General features: G+C 64.0%; 18 protein-coding genes. 11 read left to right on the top strand and 7 right to left on the bottom strand.

Translation table 11 applies throughout. The features are described from left to right. Window positions 1–28 precede the first annotated feature (28 nt). Window positions 29–418, top strand: a complete 390-nt coding sequence (locus tag AC0L3U_RS00180) for a DUF3597 domain-containing protein (RefSeq protein ID WP_027518105.1) — start codon at window positions 29–31, stop codon at window positions 416–418. A 53-nt stretch (window positions 419–471) separates the two neighbouring features. Here AC0L3U_RS00180 and AC0L3U_RS00185 read toward each other — a convergent pair whose 3' ends face one another. Beyond that, entirely contained in the window at window positions 472–747 is a 276-nt protein-coding gene (locus AC0L3U_RS00185) for a GNAT family N-acetyltransferase (protein WP_018458006.1), read from the bottom strand. A gap of 103 nt (window positions 748–850) precedes the next feature. Here AC0L3U_RS00185 and AC0L3U_RS00190 point away from each other — a divergent pair, with 103 nt between their 5' ends. Next, complete coding sequence (locus AC0L3U_RS00190) at window positions 851–1780, top strand: tetratricopeptide repeat protein (protein ID WP_473360254.1); 930 nt, start codon at window positions 851–853, stop codon at window positions 1778–1780. Window positions 1781–1843: 63 nt separating this feature from the next. Here AC0L3U_RS00190 and AC0L3U_RS00195 read toward each other — a convergent pair whose 3' ends face one another. After that, window positions 1844–2200 carry a hypothetical protein gene (locus AC0L3U_RS00195; RefSeq protein WP_473360255.1) on the bottom strand — a complete coding sequence of 119 codons (357 nt, stop codon included), beginning with the start codon at window positions 2198–2200 and terminating at the stop codon, window positions 1844–1846. Window positions 2201–2294: 94 nt separating this feature from the next. Between AC0L3U_RS00195 and AC0L3U_RS00200 the strand changes: the two genes are divergently transcribed. From AC0L3U_RS00200 to AC0L3U_RS00210, 3 genes are all read left to right on the top strand, one after another. Beyond that, the gene (locus tag AC0L3U_RS00200; protein ID WP_473360256.1) at window positions 2295–2792 is read left to right on the top strand and encodes a hypothetical protein; all 498 of its coding nucleotides are present in this window, start codon (window positions 2295–2297) and stop codon (window positions 2790–2792) included. A 105-nt stretch (window positions 2793–2897) separates the two neighbouring features. After that, the gene (locus AC0L3U_RS00205; RefSeq protein ID WP_473360257.1) at window positions 2898–4505 is read left to right on the top strand and encodes an acyl-CoA synthetase; all 1608 of its coding nucleotides are present in this window, start codon (window positions 2898–2900) and stop codon (window positions 4503–4505) included. Between the two features lie 9 nt (window positions 4506–4514). Continuing rightward, window positions 4515–5375 (top strand): PCC domain-containing protein, encoded by an 861-nt coding sequence (locus tag AC0L3U_RS00210; RefSeq protein WP_473360258.1) that lies wholly within the window; start codon window positions 4515–4517, stop codon window positions 5373–5375. Between the two features lie 16 nt (window positions 5376–5391). Here AC0L3U_RS00210 and AC0L3U_RS00215 read toward each other — a convergent pair whose 3' ends face one another. Continuing rightward, window positions 5392–7464, bottom strand: coding sequence for a DUF1217 domain-containing protein (locus AC0L3U_RS00215; protein ID WP_473360259.1), 2073 nt, complete (start codon window positions 7462–7464; stop codon window positions 5392–5394). 986 nt (window positions 7465–8450) lie between these two features. Here AC0L3U_RS00215 and AC0L3U_RS00220 point away from each other — a divergent pair. Continuing rightward, the gene (locus AC0L3U_RS00220) at window positions 8451–9032 is read left to right on the top strand and encodes an SRPBCC family protein (RefSeq protein WP_473360260.1); all 582 of its coding nucleotides are present in this window, start codon (window positions 8451–8453) and stop codon (window positions 9030–9032) included. A gap of 2 nt (window positions 9033–9034) precedes the next feature. Further along, window positions 9035–9988, top strand: coding sequence for a YVTN family beta-propeller repeat protein (locus AC0L3U_RS00225; RefSeq protein ID WP_473360261.1), 954 nt, complete (start codon window positions 9035–9037; stop codon window positions 9986–9988). A gap of 48 nt (window positions 9989–10036) precedes the next feature. Here the strand turns inward: AC0L3U_RS00225 and AC0L3U_RS00230 are convergent, their stop codons facing one another. From AC0L3U_RS00230 to uvrA, 3 genes are read right to left on the bottom strand one after another with little or no spacing between them, the layout of a single operon-like run. After that, complete coding sequence (locus AC0L3U_RS00230; RefSeq protein WP_473360262.1) at window positions 10037–10711, bottom strand: HAD-IA family hydrolase; 675 nt, start codon at window positions 10709–10711, stop codon at window positions 10037–10039. 18 nt (window positions 10712–10729) lie between these two features. Further along, window positions 10730–11293, bottom strand: coding sequence for a DinB family protein (locus tag AC0L3U_RS00235; protein WP_473360263.1), 564 nt, complete (start codon window positions 11291–11293; stop codon window positions 10730–10732). A 47-nt stretch (window positions 11294–11340) separates the two neighbouring features. Next, complete coding sequence (gene uvrA / locus AC0L3U_RS00240) at window positions 11341–14322, bottom strand: excinuclease ABC subunit UvrA (RefSeq protein WP_377830248.1); 2982 nt, start codon at window positions 14320–14322, stop codon at window positions 11341–11343. 83 nt (window positions 14323–14405) lie between these two features. Between uvrA and AC0L3U_RS00245 the strand changes: the two genes are divergently transcribed. Further along, complete coding sequence (locus AC0L3U_RS00245; protein ID WP_473360264.1) at window positions 14406–14576, top strand: hypothetical protein; 171 nt, start codon at window positions 14406–14408, stop codon at window positions 14574–14576. A gap of 23 nt (window positions 14577–14599) precedes the next feature. On the opposite strand, the gene AC0L3U_RS00250 is transcribed toward AC0L3U_RS00245, so the two are convergent. Continuing rightward, window positions 14600–15289, bottom strand: a complete 690-nt coding sequence (locus AC0L3U_RS00250; RefSeq protein ID WP_473360265.1) for an outer membrane protein — start codon at window positions 15287–15289, stop codon at window positions 14600–14602. A gap of 732 nt (window positions 15290–16021) precedes the next feature. On the opposite strand from AC0L3U_RS00250, the gene AC0L3U_RS00255 reads away from it, so the two are divergent. From AC0L3U_RS00255 to AC0L3U_RS00265, 3 genes are all read left to right on the top strand, one after another. Then, on the top strand, window positions 16022–16522 hold the full coding sequence (locus tag AC0L3U_RS00255) for a single-stranded DNA-binding protein (RefSeq protein ID WP_473360266.1): 501 nt from the start codon (window positions 16022–16024) through the stop codon (window positions 16520–16522). Between the two features lie 370 nt (window positions 16523–16892). Further along, complete coding sequence (gyrA, locus tag AC0L3U_RS00260; protein ID WP_473348767.1) at window positions 16893–19640, top strand: DNA gyrase subunit A; 2748 nt, start codon at window positions 16893–16895, stop codon at window positions 19638–19640. Window positions 19641–19767: 127 nt separating this feature from the next. Continuing rightward, complete coding sequence (locus AC0L3U_RS00265; RefSeq protein ID WP_473360267.1) at window positions 19768–20145, top strand: BA14K family protein; 378 nt, start codon at window positions 19768–19770, stop codon at window positions 20143–20145. Window positions 20146–20253 lie beyond the last annotated feature (108 nt).

A 20253-nucleotide genomic window follows, 5' to 3' on the forward strand; every position in this document is an offset into this window, starting at 1 on the left:
TCCAGCGGGTCCTTTTCGGGGAGCAGACATGAGCATTTTCGGGAAAATTATGGGCGCGATCTTCGGTAGCCAGCCAGCTTCCGCCGCGCCCGCAGGCAGCGCACCGTCGGGCAGCGCGCCCGCAGGGGCCGCGCCGAGCGGATCGGCGCCCGCGGCGACGGTGGACGTTGCCTCGATCGTCGACGCGGCGGCCGCTGCGCACAAGGGCGAAAAGCTGGAATGGCGCACCTCGATCGTCGATCTGATGAAGGCGCTCGACATCGATTCCAGCCTCGCTGCGCGCAAGGACCTGGCCAAGGAGCTCGGCTACAGCGGCGACACCAACGATTCCGCGACCATGAACGTCTGGCTGCACAAGCAGGTGATGTCCAAGCTCGCCGCCAATGGCGGCAAGCTGCCGCCGGAGATCAAGCACTGACCGATCGCCCGGTCGCAATCCAAGGGCCCGCGATCGCGCGGGCCCTTTTGCATTCAGGCGACGAGATCCGCATCTTCCGGATGTCTGTCGAGATAGTCGACGACGAAGCCGCAACCGGCGATCACCTTCCTGCCGTCGCGGCGGATCAATTCCAGCGCGCCCTTGACCAGCTCGGAGCCGATGCCCCGGCCGCGCAGCGCGCGCGGCGTCTCGGTGTGGGTGATGATCACCGCCGACGGCGTCAGCCGGTAATTGGCGAAGGCGATTTCGCTGCCGACATCGAGCTCGAAGCGGCTTCTGTCCTTGTTGTCCCGTACCGATGGCGCCATGGAAAATCCTTCCGACCTGCTGCTTGCCTTTGATCTAGGCGTCTGAACCGGCCCTTGCCAAGGTGCGACCAAGAGAGGTTGCCGCAGGGGAGATATCCGGAAAATGCGTGTCCCGCTCAGCCTCATCGCGCTGCTCGCCGCGCTGATCTCGCCGGCTCCGGCGTCGGCGGCAGGCGGTCCGGCCTGGGAGGCTTGCGTCGGACTGGCCAGCACGCCGGACGAACGGATCAAGGCCTGCTCGACCGTGATCGATACCAAGAGCGAGAGCGGAGCCCGGCTCGCCGGCGCTTATTGCAATCGCGGTCATGGTCTGACGGAGAAGCGCGAGCTCGACGCGGCGCTGTCCGACCTCGACGAGGCGGTCAGGCTCGAGGCCGGTTATGCCTGCGCCTACAATAATCGCGGCCGTGTCTACAGTTTCAAGCGCGACTATGATCGCGCCATTGCCGATTACGACCAGGCCATCAAGCTCGACCCGTCGCTGGCGCTGGCCTACAGCAATCGCGGCGAGTCGCGGTTCAACAAGGGCGACCTCGACGGTGCGTTCGCCGACTTTGATGCCGCGATCAAGCGCGATCCCAAATACGCCATGGCCTATGCCAATCGCGCACTGGTGTATTACCGCAGGCGCGACATGGCGCACGCCATCGCCGACTACACCGTGCGGATCAAGTTTGCGCCCGATCTGCTCGCCTATATCGACCGCGGCAACGTCTATCGCGACAGCGAGCAGCTCGATCGCGCCGCCGCCGATTATGGCGAGGCGATCCGTGTTGCGCCGACCGACGCGCGCGGCTGGCGTAATCGTGGCATGATCCGGCTCTATCAGGGCGACAGCAAGGGCAGCCTTTCCGATTACGACAAGGCGCTGCAATACGATCCCTCCGACGTGTTCTCGTGGAACAACCGCGGACAGGCCAAGCTGCGGCTCGGCGACAAACAGGGCGCGATCGCCGATTTCAGGAAGGCGCTGGAACTGAAGCCGGGCTTGGCGACGGCGCAGGAGTCATTACGGAAGCTCGGAGCGTTGTAGCTCTCGGCCGCTTCTCGCGACGACGGGGCTGCACCTCCATCAGGTCCTGGGACTCCGGATGCTTCAATCGGTCGCCTTGGCGAGCCTGGAATCCTCCGGCTGCGCCTGCGGGCGCAGGCATCCCTGGCAGATGACGAGGGAACGGTTGACCCTGGCGTCCTGTTCCGCCTCGATGCCGTCCTGCGCCTGCCACCATTCCTTCGAATAGGGCTGAAGCCCGGCTTGCGACCTGTTGCGCTCGGATCGGGCGACCCGTGTTGGCTCTGAGGCCGCGCGCGGGCGATTGGGATTTTCGCCGGCGCCGTCCCAGGCGTAACGCGCAGGCTTGAAAGCGGGATCGGAGGCGAGGTGCGCTTGTGGGCCCACGGCACATCCGGCAAGCGCCAGCGATAACAGGAGGAGGGCGGGCGCTTTGACCATGATGCGGCACTCTGTACGCGAGAACTGACGAAGGTTGCGCCGATCATGTTTAAAATTTCCTGAACGATCGCGGCTGCGCTGACGACCAATGCCAATGCGATATCTGATCCTCCTGCTCGTCCTGTTCGCAACCGCTGTGCGCGCCGACAACGCAAAGCCGTTCAATCCCGCCGACTATCCGGCCGGCGTGCAGAAGGCCGTGCGCTACGCCTACGAGGAATGCGAGAGCCAGGGCGGCGACGCGGTGACTTTTGCGGTCGATACGGTGCGCAGGATCGACCTGACCGGTGACGGTCGCGATGACTACATCGTCGATTTCCGCGACACCAAATGCGGCGATCGCGAGACGACCTATTGCGGAACCGGCGGCTGCGTCATGAACATCCTGGTCACGTTGCCGGACGGCAGTGTGCAACCCGTCTTCGATGGCCATGTCCGCAGCTACGGGATCAAGTCGAAGCCAACGAAGCGGGGTGCGGGGCGCACCATCCGCTTCGATCTGCATGGCAGCTATTGCGGCGGCTTTGGTGCGCAGGCCTGCGTCAAGGAGAAGGCCATCACGGCTACGCCGTTCGCGTTCAAGCAGCCGTAGGGCAGGCGTGCGGCCGACGGCCTTGCAGGGGTCCTGGCGATGGCGATAAATGGGCTGCAATGAGCGGGCGGCTCGCGTGCCACCCGCCGCCGAAGAGGAAGCCCGATGCAGCCCCTGCGCATGTCCCGCCGCGTCATGAATCTCGCTCACATGCTGACCCAGAATGCGCGGCGGCATGGGGCGCGTCCCGGTTTCGTTTGGGGTGACAGATCCTGGACCTGGCGCGAGATCGATGCGCAGGTCTCGGCGCTGGCGGCAGCCTTTGCGGCGCGCGGCATCGCCAAGGGCGACCGCATCCTCGTCCATTCCAAGAACGGCGACGAGATGTTCTTCTCGATGTTCGCGGCGTTCCGGCTCGGTGCCGTCTGGGTACCCACCAATTTCCGACTGATGCCGGACGAAGTGACTTATCTTGCGCAGGCCTCCGGCGCGAAGGCGTTTCTGTGCCACGTCGATTTCCCCGAGCACGCCGCGGCGGTGAAGGGTGGCGCGCTGGAATTCACCTGGAGCATCGACGGCCGGGCGCCATTTGCCGAAACGTCGGTTGCGGATGCCGTCGCGTCGCGCGCCGGCACGGTGGTCGAGAACGTCGCGGTCGAGCACGACGACCCCTGCTGGTTCTTCTTCACGTCGGGGACCACCGGCCGCTCCAAGGCTGCGGTGCTCACCCACGGCCAGATGGGTTTTGTCGTCACCAACCATCTCGCCGATCTCACGCCGGGCGTCACCGAAGCGGATGCCTCGCTGGTGGTGGCGCCGCTGTCGCATGGCGCCGGCGTGCATCAGCTGGTGCAGACCGCGCGCGGCGTCTGCACGGTGCTGCTGCCGACGGAGAAATTCGACATCGACGAGGCGTTCCGCTTGATCGAGGCGCATCGGGTCAGCAATCTCTTCGTGGTGCCGACCATTCTGAAGATGATGGTCGAGCATTCCGCCGCCGACAAATACGATCATTCCTCGCTGCGCCAGGTGATCTATGCGGGTGCGCCGATGTATCGCGAGGACCAGAAGGCTGCGCTGAGGAAGCTCGGCAAGGTCATCGTGCAGTATTTCGGCCTCGGCGAGGTGACCGGCAACATCACGGTGCTGCCGGCGGCGCTGCATGATCCCGAGGACGGGCCGCACGCGAAGATCGGCACCTGTGGCTTCGAGCGTACCGGCATGCAGGTCTCGATCCAGGACGACGAGGGCCGTGAACTCGGCGCCAACCAGAGCGGCGAGATCTGCGTGATCGGCCCCGCGGTGCTGGCCGGCTACTACGACAATCCCGAAGCCAATGCGAAGGCGTTCCGCAACGGCTGGTTTCGCACTGGCGATCTCGGCCACATGGACGAGGAGGGGTTCGTCTACATCACGGGACGAGCCTCGGACATGTACATCTTTGGCGGCTCCAACATCTACCCGCGCGAGATCGAGGAGAAGATCCTGACCCATCCTTGCGTCGGCGAGGTCGCGGTGCTCGGCGTCCCCGATGCGACCTGGGGCGAGGTCGGCGTTGCCGTCTGCGTCGTCCGCGAAGGCGCCAAGCCGGTGAGCGAAGCGGAGATGGCGGCCTTCCTCGGCCCCAAGGTGCCGCGCTACAAGATGCCGAAGCGGTTCTTCTTCTGGGAGGCATTGCCGAAATCCGGCTACGGCAAGATTCCCAAACGGATGGTTCGCGACGAGCTCGAGGCGCGCGGCCTGCTCGATCTCGACAAGACTCGGGCGGGCTGAGCGAAGGTCATGCGCAGCATCAAGCAGCCCGGCGTGCCGGTCGCCGAACCCATCCAATGGGTGGAGGCGAGGGGACGCGCTTTCTCCTTCACGCTTCAAGCAGGTCTGCCGCTGCTGGAAGCGGCGCGCCGCGGTTTTGCCGCGGAGGGATTTTCCGGCGGCGTGCTCAGCTTCGGGCGCGGCGCGCTCGGGCCGTTCGGCTATGTCATGCCGGCGCTGTCGAAGACCAGCGAGAACGCCGCGTTCTATAGCGACACATTCCGGCCAAGCGGCGTGACGCGCACCAGGCTCGGCAGCATGACGCTGGGCATGCGCGATGGCGCACCGTTCTTTCATTGCCATGGACTGTGGACGGAGGCCGATGGCCGCGACAGTGGCGGCCACATGCTGCCGGACGAGACCGATGTCGCCGAGCCCTTCGAGGTCGAGGCCTTCGGCATCGATGGTGCGATGTTTGCCGCCGAGCCCGATCCCGAGACCAACTTCAAGCTGTTCGGGCCGGTGGCGGCTGCGAGCACCGGCGCACGCACGACCAGCCGCGCTTTCGCGCTGCGGCTGCGCCCCAATCAGGATTTCGCCTTCTGTCTCGAAGACTTCTGCCGCGCGCACGGCATCGCGCGCGCGAAAATCCACGGCGGCGTCGGTTCGACCATCGGCGCCCGCTTCACCCATGGCGGCGTGACCGAGCCCTTCGCGACCGAACTTGCGGTAACAGCCGGCACGATTGCGGCCGGCTCCTCCGGCGCGCTCGAAGCCGCACTCGACGTCGCCCTGATCGACTACACCGGCGGCATGGCGGAGGGCCGGCTGATCCGTGGCGACAATCCCGTGCTGATGACCATGGAGCTGGTGCTCGAGGTGTTGGACTAGTCCCGGGGAGCGATCATCAGTGGGTGCGTAGCTTGGCAATGGCCAAGTACGTGGAGTCACTGATCCCCGAACCGGATCCCTGAAACAGGTTGAGCAGAGGGGATTGACCCTGGCCGGTGCTCTGGCTGTTTCTGATGTCATACATGGCGGAGAAACGGCTCAGCAGCTTTGTAACTTTCGCGGGATCGGACAGATCCTTGATCTTCATGAATCTGTCCACGAACTTGGCCTGCTGATCGATCGGCATCGCCGCCATCGAGTCAGGCAGATTGAAGGTGGTCCTGAACACCTCCGAAAGCGCCTTGTCGGCAAGGATGTCGTACGCGGACGTGATGTCCCCCGCCTTCCGTTGGAAATAGATCGCCAGGCGCACGCCGGGATTCGCATCCCCTTGCTGCTGCTCCAGGCTTTGTTCGACATAATTCGCCTGTGTTTCCCGAAACTGATCCCGCTTCTGCGGACCCATCATCGGAAGGCGCGCGACGTTGCCCTTGCTGTCGAAATTGAACGACGCGACGATTTCGGCAAAGCGAGGATCGTTCTCGGTGTTCGCGAAGCTCTTTGGATCGTTCAGGTCGGAGCTGAAGATCTTCTTGAGAAATTCCGTGCTGACCTTCCTGGGATCCAAGCCCTTTGCCAGGAGGATGAAATCGACCATCGGCCTGTTTGCGAGAAGATCGGAAACACTGTCGATCCCGGTGATGGCCTGCTGATATTCCGACGCATCCTTCGTGGCCTGTGCCCGAACTGCCGCCTGCTGCTGGGGAGTTGCGGTGCTTGCGCTCTTCACCGCTGCAACGACATAGTCCTTCGCGATCTGGAGGACTTCAGCCGAATCCTGAGCCACCAAGGGGGTCGTCAGATTGCCCTTTGCGTCGAAGTTGAAGGCGCGTGCCAGCTCCAGATATCGATTGTCCTTGAGGGTATAGACGTAGCTCTTGGGGTCGTTGAGGTCGCTTTCGAGCACGGCCGTGACAGTCGCCGGCGAGACGTTTCCGGGATCGAGGCCAACGGCTCCCAGCGCAAAATCATAAACGCCCGGTGTCGATACGAACGCCTGGACTGAATTGATCTTGAGAATGGCAGTTCTGAATTGCCTGATCGCAAAAGCTTCGTTCAACGGGCTTGCCGCCGAATAGACGTCGGACTTGCTGTCGTCGAACTTCTGTTTCGTGATCGTGACATTTGCAGCAGTCTGCGCCGACACACCTGACGGCAGCGATCCGTCGGAGGAAAACTCGAACGCACCGGCCAGGTCGACGAACCCGCCGATCGTCCCTATCTGGTCGCTGAGGCTGGAAATGCTGCTCGCATATGACTCCAGGTGATATTTTTCGACCAGGATCTGGACGTTCAACTGGGTCACGTTCGCGCCCGGTTGCGATAATTGGGCGGTGTAGTCGGCGATCCTTGAATTGGCCGCGGTGACATCCGATCGGGCCTGAGCAAGGTCGGCGTTGAGGCCATTCAACTGAGAGGCGAAGGTGGTGTTGACGTAGCTGTTGGGATCGGACGGATCGCTGCGCAAGACCTGGCTTATCGTGTCACGCGACCACTTGCCTTGATCGATCCCGTACGCCGAATAGACATAGTTGCGAAGGCGGTCGTTGTTCAGGAGCTGGTCTGCACTGCTGATGTTGCCTATTTCGGCGCTGTAGTAATTGGAGTCGCTGGCAAGTGCATCGACCTGGCTCTTCCTGGTCGCCGTGTACAGGCCGATCATCTCATCGGTCTGGTTCTCCGATTGCGCAACCGGCGTGGCACTGCCATTGAAGGAAAATGCGGCGGCGAACTCGCGGTAGCGCTTGTCGACCAGCTTGTTGACGAAGCTGTTTGCGTCGGAGAGGTCGCTCTCCAGCACCTTCTTCATGAAGGCCTTGGCGTAGGCCATGTCTTCCAGGCCATACGCCTTCGTTGCATAGTGATAAAGGCGGTAGTCTTTCATGAAGTCGTCGACGGACTTCACCTTGCCGATGTGGGCTTTGTAGTAGGCGGCCTCTCGCGCCACGTCCTGTTGCTGTTCGACCCGCGTGAGGGACTGCTTGAGATTGCGCGTGATGTAGCTGTAACTGAAATAGGTCGATACCATCGCGCACTCCTCGCGGCTCTTACGGTCCCGGACGTCCGTCAATCATTGCGGGGTCGCGAGGTGGGGACTGGCCTCATGGCAGCAAACTGTCTCAGAGCCAGCTTCTCCAAGGCGATTTCGGACCGCAATCCCAGATGCCATTTTGCCCTCGCCACGTGTGTCGGGGTTTGTTGCTGCATGTTTCTCAGATGCAGCTTTCGCGAGGGTTGCGTTCCGGATATGTCCCGACAGCGAGATCGATTCATTTGGCAGTGCTATTCCCGTGATACGCGCGGTTTCGCATTCTCGCGGCCTCTGCGGCCCGAGCTTTGCGGTATTCTCCGCCCTCAAAAATGCCGAGGGCGCAGGGAAGGCCGGGTACCGGCTGGCACCCACGGTCCACTGTGCGAAGGTTGCGCTACAAGAGGCTGCACAGCGGCATACAGGTGAAGCCCAACACACGGCCTTCCCTGCGCAGTGGTTTTACGGCTTATGTCGCGCTCTCCCCGGGGAGCGATGCACTATTGCCCCCGTCGCCTTGCGGATGGCTGACGCGGACGCCCGGTCGGGCCGCCACATCACCGCAACACTTGGCGCACAGACCCCGGGCGCCAGGACCACACGATTTTGCCGTACGCAGGCTGCACCGGTCGTGTGCGCGATACTTTCGCTCACGGTTGCCCGCCCTGCGAAGCCTTCGCGCCGGTGTGGCCCACGTCCACCACGTCCCATCCCGCGTTCGTGACCATCGCGATCCGCCCCTCGGCCGGGTTGGGATGGCTCTCTATATGATAATCCGAAATGCGGATAAAGAGAAATATTTTTGCGCGCCGTGATTGACCCTCTGCTTGGGTGTTTTGCCCGCCGGGCGGCAAGGGGTTGTGGGGCACGCGGACACCCGCCGCAACGCGGCCACGAACGGGTCTCCCCCCGGCCGCAAAATGCGCTACCATGATCCCAGCGCGCTTCAAGTCGCGCATGATCAACGAGACGCATGAGGAAACGAGATGAGGGTGACGATTGGACGGCGCACGGTGCTGGCCGCGGTGCTGACTGCCGCGGGCGCGGCGGCTTTGACGGCGGCGTTTGGCCCGGCTTCGACATCGGCCTGGGCCCACGGCCCGACCCGGCAGAAGGTGCGCGAATCCATCGAGATCAACGCTGCCCCGGCCAAAGTGTGGGCCGCAATGGGCAATTTCCAGGACATGAGCTGGCTGCCGCCGGTCACCAAGACCGAGGGCGAGAAGGGCAACGAGATCGGCGCGACGCGGAAGCTGACGCTGACGGGAGGCGCGACCGTCGACGAGGAACTCTACAAGTTCGACGCTGCCGCGATGAGCTATTCCTACCGGATCACCAATGTGGACGTGAAGGTGCTGCCGGTCACCAATTATTCCTCGACGCTCACGGTGACGCCGAGTGCCGACGGCAAGGGCTCGACGCTGGAATGGGCCGGCGCGTTCTATCGTGGCTTTCCCAACAACGAGCCGCCGCCGGAGCTGAGCGACGAGGCGGCGGTCAAGGCGGTGAAGGGGCTATACCAGGCGGGTCTCGAGGCACTCAAGAAGAAGATCGAGAGCGGAAGCTGACGGTGCGGGCGCTGGTCCTGGCGGCGCTCGCCGCCAGCCTTTGCCTTGCCGGCATCGCGCATGCGTCCGCTGAAGAGGCGTTCGTCACCAACCAGCTCAGCGACGATCTGATGGTGGTGGATCTCGCCGCGGCGCGCAGCGTTGCGACGATCCCGATTGGCGGCAAGCCGGCCGGCGTCGCCGTCAGTGCGGACGGACGCTTCGCCTATGTCACGAGCCCGGATGCCAAGGCCGTGACGGTGGTGGACGCAGCAACGCGGCAGATTACGGGACGGATCGAGGTCGGCGGCGGACCGCTTGGCATCGCCGTCGCGCCCGATGGCAAGACCGTCTATGTCGCGGATTGGTATGCGGCGGCGGTGCGGGTGATCGATGCAGCCTCGCGCAGCGTCACGGCCAGCATCGCGGTCGGCGCCTCGCCGTCGGGCCTGGCAGTGACGCCGGATGGCAAGCTGCTGCTCTCGGCCGACCGCGACGACGACAACGTCTCGGTGGTGGACACCGCGACGCGCCAGCGCAGGGCGACCATCAAGGTCGGAACGCGTCCGTTCGGCGTCACCATCGATGCCGAGGGCAAGCGCGCCTACACCGCCAATGTCGGCTCCAACGACGTCTCCGTGATCGATGTCGCCGCGGGTAACGAGATCGGCCGCGTGCCGGTCGGGATGCGTCCCTATGCCGTGGCGCTGGCGCAGGGCCGCGGTTTCGTCACCGATCAGTATGGCGGCACCGTCAGCGTGTTCGATCTGGCGACCTTGAAGCCGGTCAAGCGCATCAATGTCGGCGATTATCCCGAAGGCATCGCCGCGACCGCTGACGGCAAGCGCATCGTCGTCGCCTGCTGGGAGAGCAACACGCTCGACATCATCGACGCGATCGAGCTGAAGGTGATCGGCGAGGTCAAGACCGGCGACGGCCCGCGCGCGTTCGGGGCGTTCTTGCGCAGGACGGAGTAGGGGCGTGTAGCCCGCATGAGCGGAGCGACATGCGGGACAGGGCTCTTCTCATCCACCGGCGTTCCCGGATATCGCTTCGCTCATCCGGGCTACTGCACCGGGGCACAGCGTCGATGCGATCTCATCCATCTGCTCGAACATGTGATCCGGTGCCAGCGCCCGCAACGCCGCCGGGGCCGCATAACCCCAGCCCACCGCTCCGCAGGCGATCCCCACGGTTCGCGCCGCCTCGATGTCGCGCACCTCATCGCCGATCGCGATGACCTTGCCCGGCGCCACGCCGGCGCGCCGCATGACCCGTCGGAATTTCGCGGGCTTGCCGAACAGCGAGGCCGCGCAATCGAAATGGGCGAACAGCGCTGCGCAATCACCGAGCTTCTCGCGCGCATTGGCTTCGCTGTCCGAGGTCACCAGCGCGAGCTGCACGCCGTTCTCCGCCAGCGTCCGCAGCATCGCCTCGACGCCCGCAAACAGCGAAATCTCCGCCGCCGCCTCTCCCTTCAGCCGCCGCGCATGCCGCGCGATCGCCGGCAGCTTCCACAGGGGCACCTCGAGCCGGCTAAGAATCTCGCGCGACGAAGCATGCCGCAGCCCCTCGACATCCTCATCGGCGACGCGGCAGAAGCCGAAGCGATCGGCGACGTCGTTGATGGTGCGCAGGAACCACGGAAAGCTGTCGGCCAGCGTGCCGTCGAGATCGAAGATGGCGAGGGAATAGGGCATGGGGACGAAGCTACACCGCTAGGCTTTCCACACCGTTTCCTCGGTCCATCCGAGTTGGTCGAATTCGGTGCCCCTGAGCGGCGCCTCTCCCTCGGCAAAGAACTCGTCCAGCTGGGGCGGGGGAACGTGCGTTTCGGACAGCATCGCATGCGCCTGTCCGCGATGATGGATCTGGTGCTGGAACAGATGCATAAGCAGCCGGTCGCGACGTTCGGTCTGCACGCGGGTGTCGCGGTTGATCCGCACGAGACCGTCGAGCAGCTCGGGCGTCGGCGCATCGCAGACGGCAATCAAGCGCTTGTCGATCGCGGATTGCGCGGGCTTCAGCGTGGCAAGGGAAGGGTGGGGCACCTCGTTCTTCCAAGCCGCCGGTCCCAGCCATCCGCCTTCAAGCGCATCGACATAGAAGAGATCAATGACATAGATGTGGTTCAGCGTGCGCTGCAGGCTTGGAAAGAAGCCGGTTCGTGCGGCTTCGAAGTCAGCCTGAGACAGCGCGGCGCAAGCGGTGAGCAGCCGGTGGTTTGCCCAAGCATTATTGTGGGCGAACGCACGATAGGTTTGCACAAGTCCGGCAGGCAAACTCAGTCTCCCTCAGACAATGTGTCGGCACGCTCCCGCGGCGTAACCTACTCCGCCGCCTCGCTCGCCGCGCGTCTCCGCTTCGGCTTCCGTGCCTTTGCCAGCACCGGGGCCAGGAACTTGCCCGTGTAGCTCCGCGGCGCTTTCGCGATGTCTTCCGGGGGGCCCCAGGCGACGATCTCGCCGCCGCCGTCGCCGCCTTCGGGGCCGAGGTCGATGACCCAGTCGGCGGTCTTGATGACTTCGAGATTGTGCTCGATGACGACGACGGTGTTGCCCTGCGCGACCAGCTCGTGCAGCACCTCCAGGAGTTTCTTGACGTCGTGGAAATGCAGGCCGGTTGTCGGCTCGTCCAGAATGTAGAGCGTGCGGCCGGTGGCGCGCTTGGACAGCTCCTTCGCCAGCTTGACCCGCTGGGCTTCGCCGCCGGACAGCGTCGTGGCCTGCTGGCCGACATGGATGTAATCGAGGCCGACGCGATGCAGCGTCTGGAAGGTCTCGCGCACGCGCGGGACCGCCTTGAAGAACTCGGCGGCTTCCTCGACGGTCATGTCGAGCACGTCGGCGATGCTCTTGCCCTTGAACAGCACCTCGAGCGTCTCGCGGTTGTAGCGCTTGCCCTTGCAGACGTCGCAGGTGACGTAGACGTCGGGCAGAAAGTGCATCTCGATCTTGATGACGCCGTCGCCCTGGCAGGCCTCGCAGCGGCCGCCCTTGACGTTGAAGGAGAAGCGGCCGGGCTCGTAGCCGCGCGCCTTGGACTCGGGCAAGCCGGCGAACCATTCGCGGATCGGCGTAAAGGCGCCGGTGTAGGTCGCGGGGTTGGAGCGCGGCGTGCGGCCGATCGGCGACTGATCGATGTCGATGATCTTGTCGATGTGCTCGAGGCCCTCGATGCGGTCGTGCGGCGCCGCGCCTTCGCTGGCATTGTTCAGCTTGCGGGCGATCGCCTTGTAGAGCGTGTCGATCAGCAGCGTCGACTTGCCGCCGCCGGAGACGCCGGTGACACAGGTGAACAGGCCGAGCGGGATTTCGGCCGTGACGTTCTTGAGATTGTTGCCGCGCGCGTTGACCACCTTGATGGTGCGGCGATGGTTTGGCGGACGCCGCTCCGGCACCTCGACCTCGAGCTCGCCGGTCAGATATTTGCCGGTGAGCGAGTTGGGGTTGCGCATGATCTCGGCGGGCGTGCCCTCGGCGATGATGTTGCCGCCATGCATGCCGGCACCGGGGCCGATGTCGAGCACGTGGTCGGCGAGCAGGATCGCGTCCTCGTCGTGCTCGACCACGATCACGGTGTTGCCGAGGTCACGAAGTCTCTTGAGCGTGTCGAGCAGGCGCGCGTTGTCGCGCTGGTGCAAGCCGATCGAGGGCTCGTCGAGCACATAGAGCACGCCTGTTAGCCCCGAGCCGATCTGCGAGGCCAGGCGGATGCGCTGGCTCTCGCCGCCGGACAGCGTGCCGGAGGAGCGGGAGAGCGTGAGATAGTTGAGGCCGACGTCGAGCAGGAAGGTGAGGCGCTCGCGGATCTCCTTGAGGATGCGGCCGGCGATCTCGTTCTGCTGGGTGTTCAGCGCCTCCGGCACGGTCTCGAACCACGCGCCGGCGCCCTTCACCGACATCTCGGAGATGTCGCCGATATGCTTGCCGCCGATCTTGACGCAGAGCGCCTCGGGCTTGAGCCGAAAACCGTGGCACGCCTCGCAGGGCACGTCGTGGAAATACTTCGCCAGCTCCTCGCGCGCCCACTCGCTCTCGGTCTCGCGATAGCGGCGGTTGATGTTGGTGATGACGCCCTCGAACGGCTTCTTGGTGTCGTAGGAGCGGACGCCGTCCTCGTAAGAGAACTTGATCTCGTCCTCGCCGGAGCCATGGAGGATCGCGTTCTGCGTCTTCTTGGGCAGATCCTTCCATTTGGTGGTCAGCGTGAACTTGTAGTGCTTGCCGAGCGCAGTCAGCGTCTGAATGTAATAGGGCGACGAGGATTTGGCCCAGGGCGCGATCGCGCCCTTGCCGATGGCGAGCTCCTTGTCGGGGATGACGAGGTCTTCGTCGACATGCTGCTCGACGCCGAGGCCGCCGCAGGCGGGGCAGGCGCCATAGGGATTGTTGAACGAGAACAGCCGGGGCTCGATCTCGGGGATGGTGAAGCCGGAGACCGGGCAGGCGAATTTTTCCGAGAACAGCATGCGCTCGGGTCCGCTCTTGTCGTGGATCTTCGCCGTCTTCTTTTTCTCTTCCGCGGGTGCTGCTGCAGCCGGCGCATCCGCGAATTCGATCACGGCGAGGCCCTCGGCGAGCTTCAGCGCGGTCTCGAAACTTTCGGCAAGGCGTTGGCCGATGTCCGGGCGCACCACGATGCGATCGACCACGACGTCGATATCGTGCGGGAATTTCTTGTCGAGAACAGGGGCTTCCGCGAGCTCATGGAAGGCGCCGTCGATCTTGACGCGCTGAAAGCCCTTCTTGAGCCATTCGGCGAGCTCTTTGCGGTACTCGCCCTTGCGGCCACGCACGACCGGCGCGAGCAGATAGAGGCGCGAGCCCTCGGGCAGCGCCAGCACGCGATCGACCATCTGCGAGACGGTCTGGCTCTCGATCGGCAGGCCGGTGGCGGGCGAATAGGGCACGCCGACGCGCGCCCACAGCAGGCGCATGTAGTCGTAGATTTCGGTCACCGTGCCGACGGTGGAGCGCGGGTTCTTCGACGTCGTCTTCTGCTCGATCGAGATCGCCGGCGACAGGCCGTCGATCTGGTCGACGTCTGGCTTCTGCATCATCTCCAGGAACTGGCGGGCATAGGCCGACAGCGATTCGACGTAGCGGCGCTGGCCCTCGGCGTAGATGGTGTCGAACGCGAGCGAGGACTTGCCGGAGCCCGACAGCCCCGTGAACACCACCAGCTTGTCGCGCGGAATCTCGACGTCGACGTTCTTGAGGTTGTGCTCGCGCGCGCCACGGATCGTAATTGCGCGCAGGTTTGATCCCACGTTCTGTTGTTGGCGCTTCGCCTTGATCACTTCATCCATCCTGGTGGTCCTCAGGGAATCCAAAAGCGCGCGATCGCGCCAACTGAACAGGCGCGCTTCGCCCGGAACCGGGATCGGCGCCGATGGGTATGCCAGTGAACGTAGGAAGAACGGGGACGGATTTCCAGTGGGACTTGCGAATCGTCAACCGATTGTTGGCGCGCTGGCGGCATCTGGCAGGAGCAGGGCGGGTGGAACTGCGCAGTAACGTGCTCGGCAAACAAAAAGGCCGGCGCGAGGCCGGCCTTTCGTAACACGATGGTGTCGATAGCGAAGATCAGTACTTCGCGACGATCGGGCCCCCGAAGTGATAGTTCACGCCGACCTGCACGGTGTGAAACTCGAGCGTGCCGGTGGGCAGGGCGCCCGAGAAGTAGGTCTCGCCGCCGAGGCTGCGAAAGAGGTACTCGCCCTTGACCGACCACTGCGGAGCGAAGAACGCTTCGACGCCCGCACCGACGGTCCAGCCGGAGTGCCACTTGCTGTCGGAAACGGTCACGCCGAGCGCGCTGATGCTGAGCTTGTTGTCGATCCAGGCGTAACCACCGGTGCCGTAGAACAGGACGTTGTTGACGGCGTAGCCGATGCGGCCGCGCACGGTGCCCATCGCATCGGTCTTCGAGCTGAGGGTGGTGCTGACGAGGCCGAAGCCTGGGACGGCAACGGGGCCGGTGACCGACGCGCTGACGTCAGCCCAGGCGCCATCGGCCTCGATGCCGAACACGACATTGCCGGTCTGCCAGTTGTAGCCGGCGGTACCGCCGACGAAGCCGCCCTTCATCTTCGGGTCGGTCGAGGAATTTTCCCAGGCGCCGCCACCGACGATACCGAGGTAGAAGCCGGTCCAGTTGTAGACCGAAGCCATGGCCACCGGAGCCTTGGTGTAGGGGCGCGCCGCCAGATCAGCGGCCGAGGCCGGGGCAGCGAGAGCGAACAAACAGGCCGAAGCCAACCAAATCTTTTTCATTTTCAACTAATCCCAGTCCCAGTTTCTGATTGTGCCTTCCACGATAGGGAAGGGCATCGGACTCACTTGCCCAACTGAGGCCGTACTTACACCATTGAAGCCGCAAGTTGTGTCACTGGAAAGCCACAGCGGCCTGAAAATGGTGCAATTACCGACCTTTGGTTCCCCATGGGAACAGCAACGAAAAAGGCCGGCGCGAGTCCGGCCTTGCATTGATGGATGTCAGTTCGATCAGTATTTCGCAATCACCGGACCGCCCTAGCGATAGTTCAAGCGGACGAGGCCCATGTCGCATCCTGGCGAATCCGGTCGCTGCCGAATGCCGCCCCCTCGGGCGTTGTGAAGCCGATCGTGCGGTCGCCGAGGAAGATGCGGCGGCAAAATCCGTCCTCCGAAATGCAACAAGAACGTGGGCAGGGCGAGTATCCATAACTTATTGAATGTTAAGTTCTTTCCATCGTTTCGGGAGCCTACAAAGGTTCCAGTCGCTGCGCGCATTCCCGCACTACATTGGCCGATCGACGCCACACATCGATGCGGTCGTTTCGCTAAGAACAAATCTGGAACGAACGGGAGGTCGATGCTATATGTGGGGATAACCGGAGGGGTGACGGACTGATCGTCGTCCGCAAGCGTTCGGCGAGCGTATAGGGTCGCCTCAACAGGCACGGCGGAACGCGGGGAGCGGACCGGCCTTCTTGAATTCAGTGGCATTCGGAGCGGAGAGCGGAGATGGCGGGAAGCGTCAACAAGGTCATTCTGGTTGGAAATCTCGGCAAGGATCCTGAAATCCGCCGCACCCAGGACGGGCGGCCGATCGCCAATCTGAGCGTCGCGACCTCGGAGACGTGGCGCGACAAGGCCACCGGCGAGCGCAAGGAAAAGACCGAGTGGCACCGCGTCGTGATCTTCAATGAAGGGCTCTGCAAGGTCGCCGAACAGTATCTGAAGAAGGGCGCCAAGATTTACGTCGAGGGTGCGCTCCAGACCCGCAAATGGACCGACCAGAGCGGCGTCGAGAAGTACTCGACCGAAGTGGTGCTGCAGGGCTTCAACTCGACCCTGACGATGCTGGACGGTCGTAGCGGCGGCGGTGGGGGAGGCGGCAGCTTCGGCGACGAGCCGGGCGGCGATTTCGGCTCCTCCGGTCCGGTCAGCAGCGCACCGCGCCGTCCCGTTGCCGCCGGCGGCGGTGGCCGCAACAGCGACATGGACGACGATATCCCGTTCTGAGCGATTCCGTTCTAAGAGCGGGCGTTTCGATGCGGACGCGCCGGCCGGATGGCGGTGCTTCTCATCTCGTGTCAGAAAATCGCACTAATCGGCAGGACGGGCTCGGGATTTCCGGGCCCGCTTCATGTTTGGGGTGAGCTCCGATTGCGGCTTGGCAAGCGCGCTGACGGGGCGAACTCGCCGCGCGATTTTCCACGCGTGAGCGGCGATTTTGCAAGGCCGATGCAGGGGCTGTCCGAGACACCGCTCGCAAGGGCTTAAGTTGTTGGAAAAATAGGCGGAAAAAGCGCTTCCCAGATCGCCGCGAGGGTGGTTATCAGAGGCTCGATGCGCTATATGATTCCCAGATAAAACCTCACCGGATTTCCCCTTGGCTGACGACGACGACAAGCCCGGCGACCAGCCGGCGCAACCCTCGGATATTCGCCCCGTCTCCATCTTCGAGGAGATGAAGAAGTCCTATCTCGACTACGCCATGAGCGTGATCGTGGCGCGGGCGCTGCCTGACGCCCGCGACGGTCTGAAGCCGGTGCATCGCCGCATCCTGTACTCGATGAACGAGCAGGGGCACACGCCGGACAAGAAGTACGTCAAGTCCGCCCGCGTGGTCGGTGACGTCATCGGTAAATATCATCCGCATGGCGACCAGTCGATCTACGACGCCATGGTCCGGATGGCGCAGGACTTCTCCATGCGCGTGCCGCTGATCGACGGCCAGGGCAATTTCGGCTCGGTCGACGGCGATCCTCCGGCTGCCTATCGTTATACCGAAGCCCGATTGACGAAGGTGGCGCTGGCTCTGCTGGCCGACATCGACAAGGACACCGTCGACTTCCAGCCGAACTACGACAACAACGAGACCGAACCGTCGGTCTTGCCCGCCAAGTTCCCGAACCTGCTCGTCAACGGCGCCGGCGGCATCGCTGTCGGCATGGCGACCAACATCCCGCCGCACAATCTCGGCGAGGTCATCGATGCCTGCGTCGCGCTGATCGACAACCCCGCGCTCACCATCGACGAGCTCATCAACATCGTGCCGGGACCGGATTTCCCGACCGGCGGCGTCATCCTCGGACGGCAGGGCATCCGCGCCGCCTATCACCTCGGCCGCGGCTCGGTCATGATGCGCGGCAAGGTCGCGATCGAGACCATCCGCAAGGAGCGCGAGGCGATCATCATCAGCGAGATTCCCTACCAGGTGAACAAGGCGACGATGGTCGAGCGCATCGCCGAACTGGTCAAGGAAAAGAAAATCGAGGGCATCGGCGACCTGCGCGATGAATCCGATCGCGACGGCTACCGCGTCGTCATCGAATTGAAGCGCGACGCGGTGCCGGATGTGGTGCTCAATCAGCTCTACAGGTTCACGCCGCTGCAGACGAGCTTCGGCGTCAACATGGTGGCGCTCGACAGCGGCCGTCCGCGGATCATGCATCTGAAGGACCTGCTGGCGATCTTCGTCGACTTCCGCGAGCGGGTCGTCACGCGGCGCACCAAGTTCCTGCTCGCCAAGGCCCGCGATCGCGCCCATATCCTGGTCGGTCTGGCGATCGCGGTCGCCAATATCGATGAGATGATCCGCGTCATCCGGACCTCGCCCGACCCGACGACCGCGCGCGACACCCTGATGTCGCGCGACTGGCCCGCCCGGGACGTCGAGGACATGCTGACGCTGATCGACGATCCGCGCCACCGCATCAGCGAGAACGGCACGATCCGGCTGTCGATGGAGCAGGCGAGGGCCATTCTCGATTTGCGCCTGCAACGCCTCACCGCACTCGGCCGTGACGAAATCCGCGAGGAGCTCGACAAGCTCGCCGGCGAGATCGCCGACTATCTCGACATCCTGCGCTCGCGCGACCGCGTGCTTGAAATCATCAAGTCCGAGCTCGCCGAAGTGAAGGCCGAGTTCGCGACCCCGCGCCGCACCGTCATCATCGAGCAGGAAGGCGAGGTCGAGGACGAGGACCTGATCCAGCGCGAGGACATGGTCGTCACCGTCTCGCACGCCGGTTACGTCAAGCGCGTGCCGCTGTCGGCCTACCGGGCCCAGCGCCGCGGCGGCAAGGGCCGCGCCGGCATGCAGACCCGCGACGAGGATTTTGTCAGCCGGCTGTTCGTGGCGTCCACGCATACTCCGATGCTGTTCTTCTCCTCGCGCGGACAGGTCTACAAGATCAAGGTCTGGCGCCTGCCGATGGCCGCGCCGAATGCGCGCGGCAAGGCGCTGATCAACATCCTGCCGCTGGAGCAGGGCGAGCGCATCACCACCATCATGCCGCTGCCGGAGGACGAGTCCACCTGGGGCAATCTCGACGTGATGTTCGCCACGACAGGCGGCAACGTCCGGCGCAACAAGCTGTCCGACTTCGTCGACGTCCGCCGCTCCGGCATCATCGCGATGAAGCTCGACGACAACGAAGCTATCGTCGACGTGCAGATCTGCACCGAGCACGACGACGTGCTTTTGACCGGCGCCGGCGGCCAGTGCATCCGCTTCCCCGTCACCGACGTGCGCGTGTTCACCGGGCGCACCTCGATGGGCGTGCGCGGCATTGCGCTTGCCGAGGGCGACAAGGTGATCTCGCTGGCGATCCTGCGCCACGTCGAGACGACGTCCGACGAGCGCTCGGCGTATCTGAAGATGCGTCGTGCGGTCGCCGGCGAAGCTGCGGCCGAGGAGCCGGCAGCGGACGCCGAGGCCGAAGAGACGACCTCCGGCAGCTTCCAGCTCGCCCAGGAGCGCTACATCGAGATGTCGGCGCAGGAGCAGGTCGTGCTGACCGTCTCCGTCAACGGCTACGGCAAGCGGACCTCGTCCTACGAGTACCGCACCACGGGCCGCGGCGGCAAAGGCATCGTCGCCATGAGCGTCAACAACCGCAACGGCAATCTGGTGGCCTCCTTCCCGGTCGAAGACGCCGATCAAATCATGCTGGTCACCGACAAGGGCCAGCTGATCCGCTGCCCGGTCGAAGGCATCCGCGTCGCCGGCCGCTCGACGCAGGGCGTGATCGTGTTCGACACCGCCGAGGACGAACACGTCGTGTCGGTCGAGCACATCACGGAAGAGGCCGAGAGCGGGAACGGGGCGAACGGAGACGCAAACGGGGAGTGATGCGCCCTGCCGCGCGCCTCCGTCCATGCGTGTGACCTTGTGACGCGATTGATTAAACCTGTTTCATGCAGGAACTGCATCAGGACGCGCTCGTTGGCTCCGCGTTGATGAAATGACGGAGTTTACCATGCGACAATCCCGAACTCTGCTTGCTGCCGCTCTCGCTGGTGCGACCGCTCTGGCCACTGTGCAATCTGCCTCGGCTGCGCCGCTTCAAGCAGATCAAGCGCTCGGCGTGAACGGAGCGAATGTCGAGACCGTCCAGTATCGCCCCGGTTGGCGTCATGGCCATCGCGGATATCACCATGGCTACGGACATCGGGGCTACGGAACCGGTGCAGCTGTGATCGGCGGACTGGCGGCCGGAGCGATTATCGGCGGCGCGATCGCCAACAGCCAGGCACGCCAGGATGCTGTGAGCTCTTGTGCCCAACGCTACAAGTCCTACGATCCGGCCTCGGGAACGTATCTGGCCTACGACGGGCAGCGTTACGCCTGTCCATAACGGACAAGCGAGGGAGCCGCGCGATCGACGTGGCTCCCGAGCCCTCGCTCCAGCTCCGTGCCGGCTGACAGCGCATCGATATTGAAGTGTTGCTTTAGCCGCGCCGGG

The sequence above is a fragment of the Bradyrhizobium sp. Kon69 genome (genome assembly GCF_055807515.1).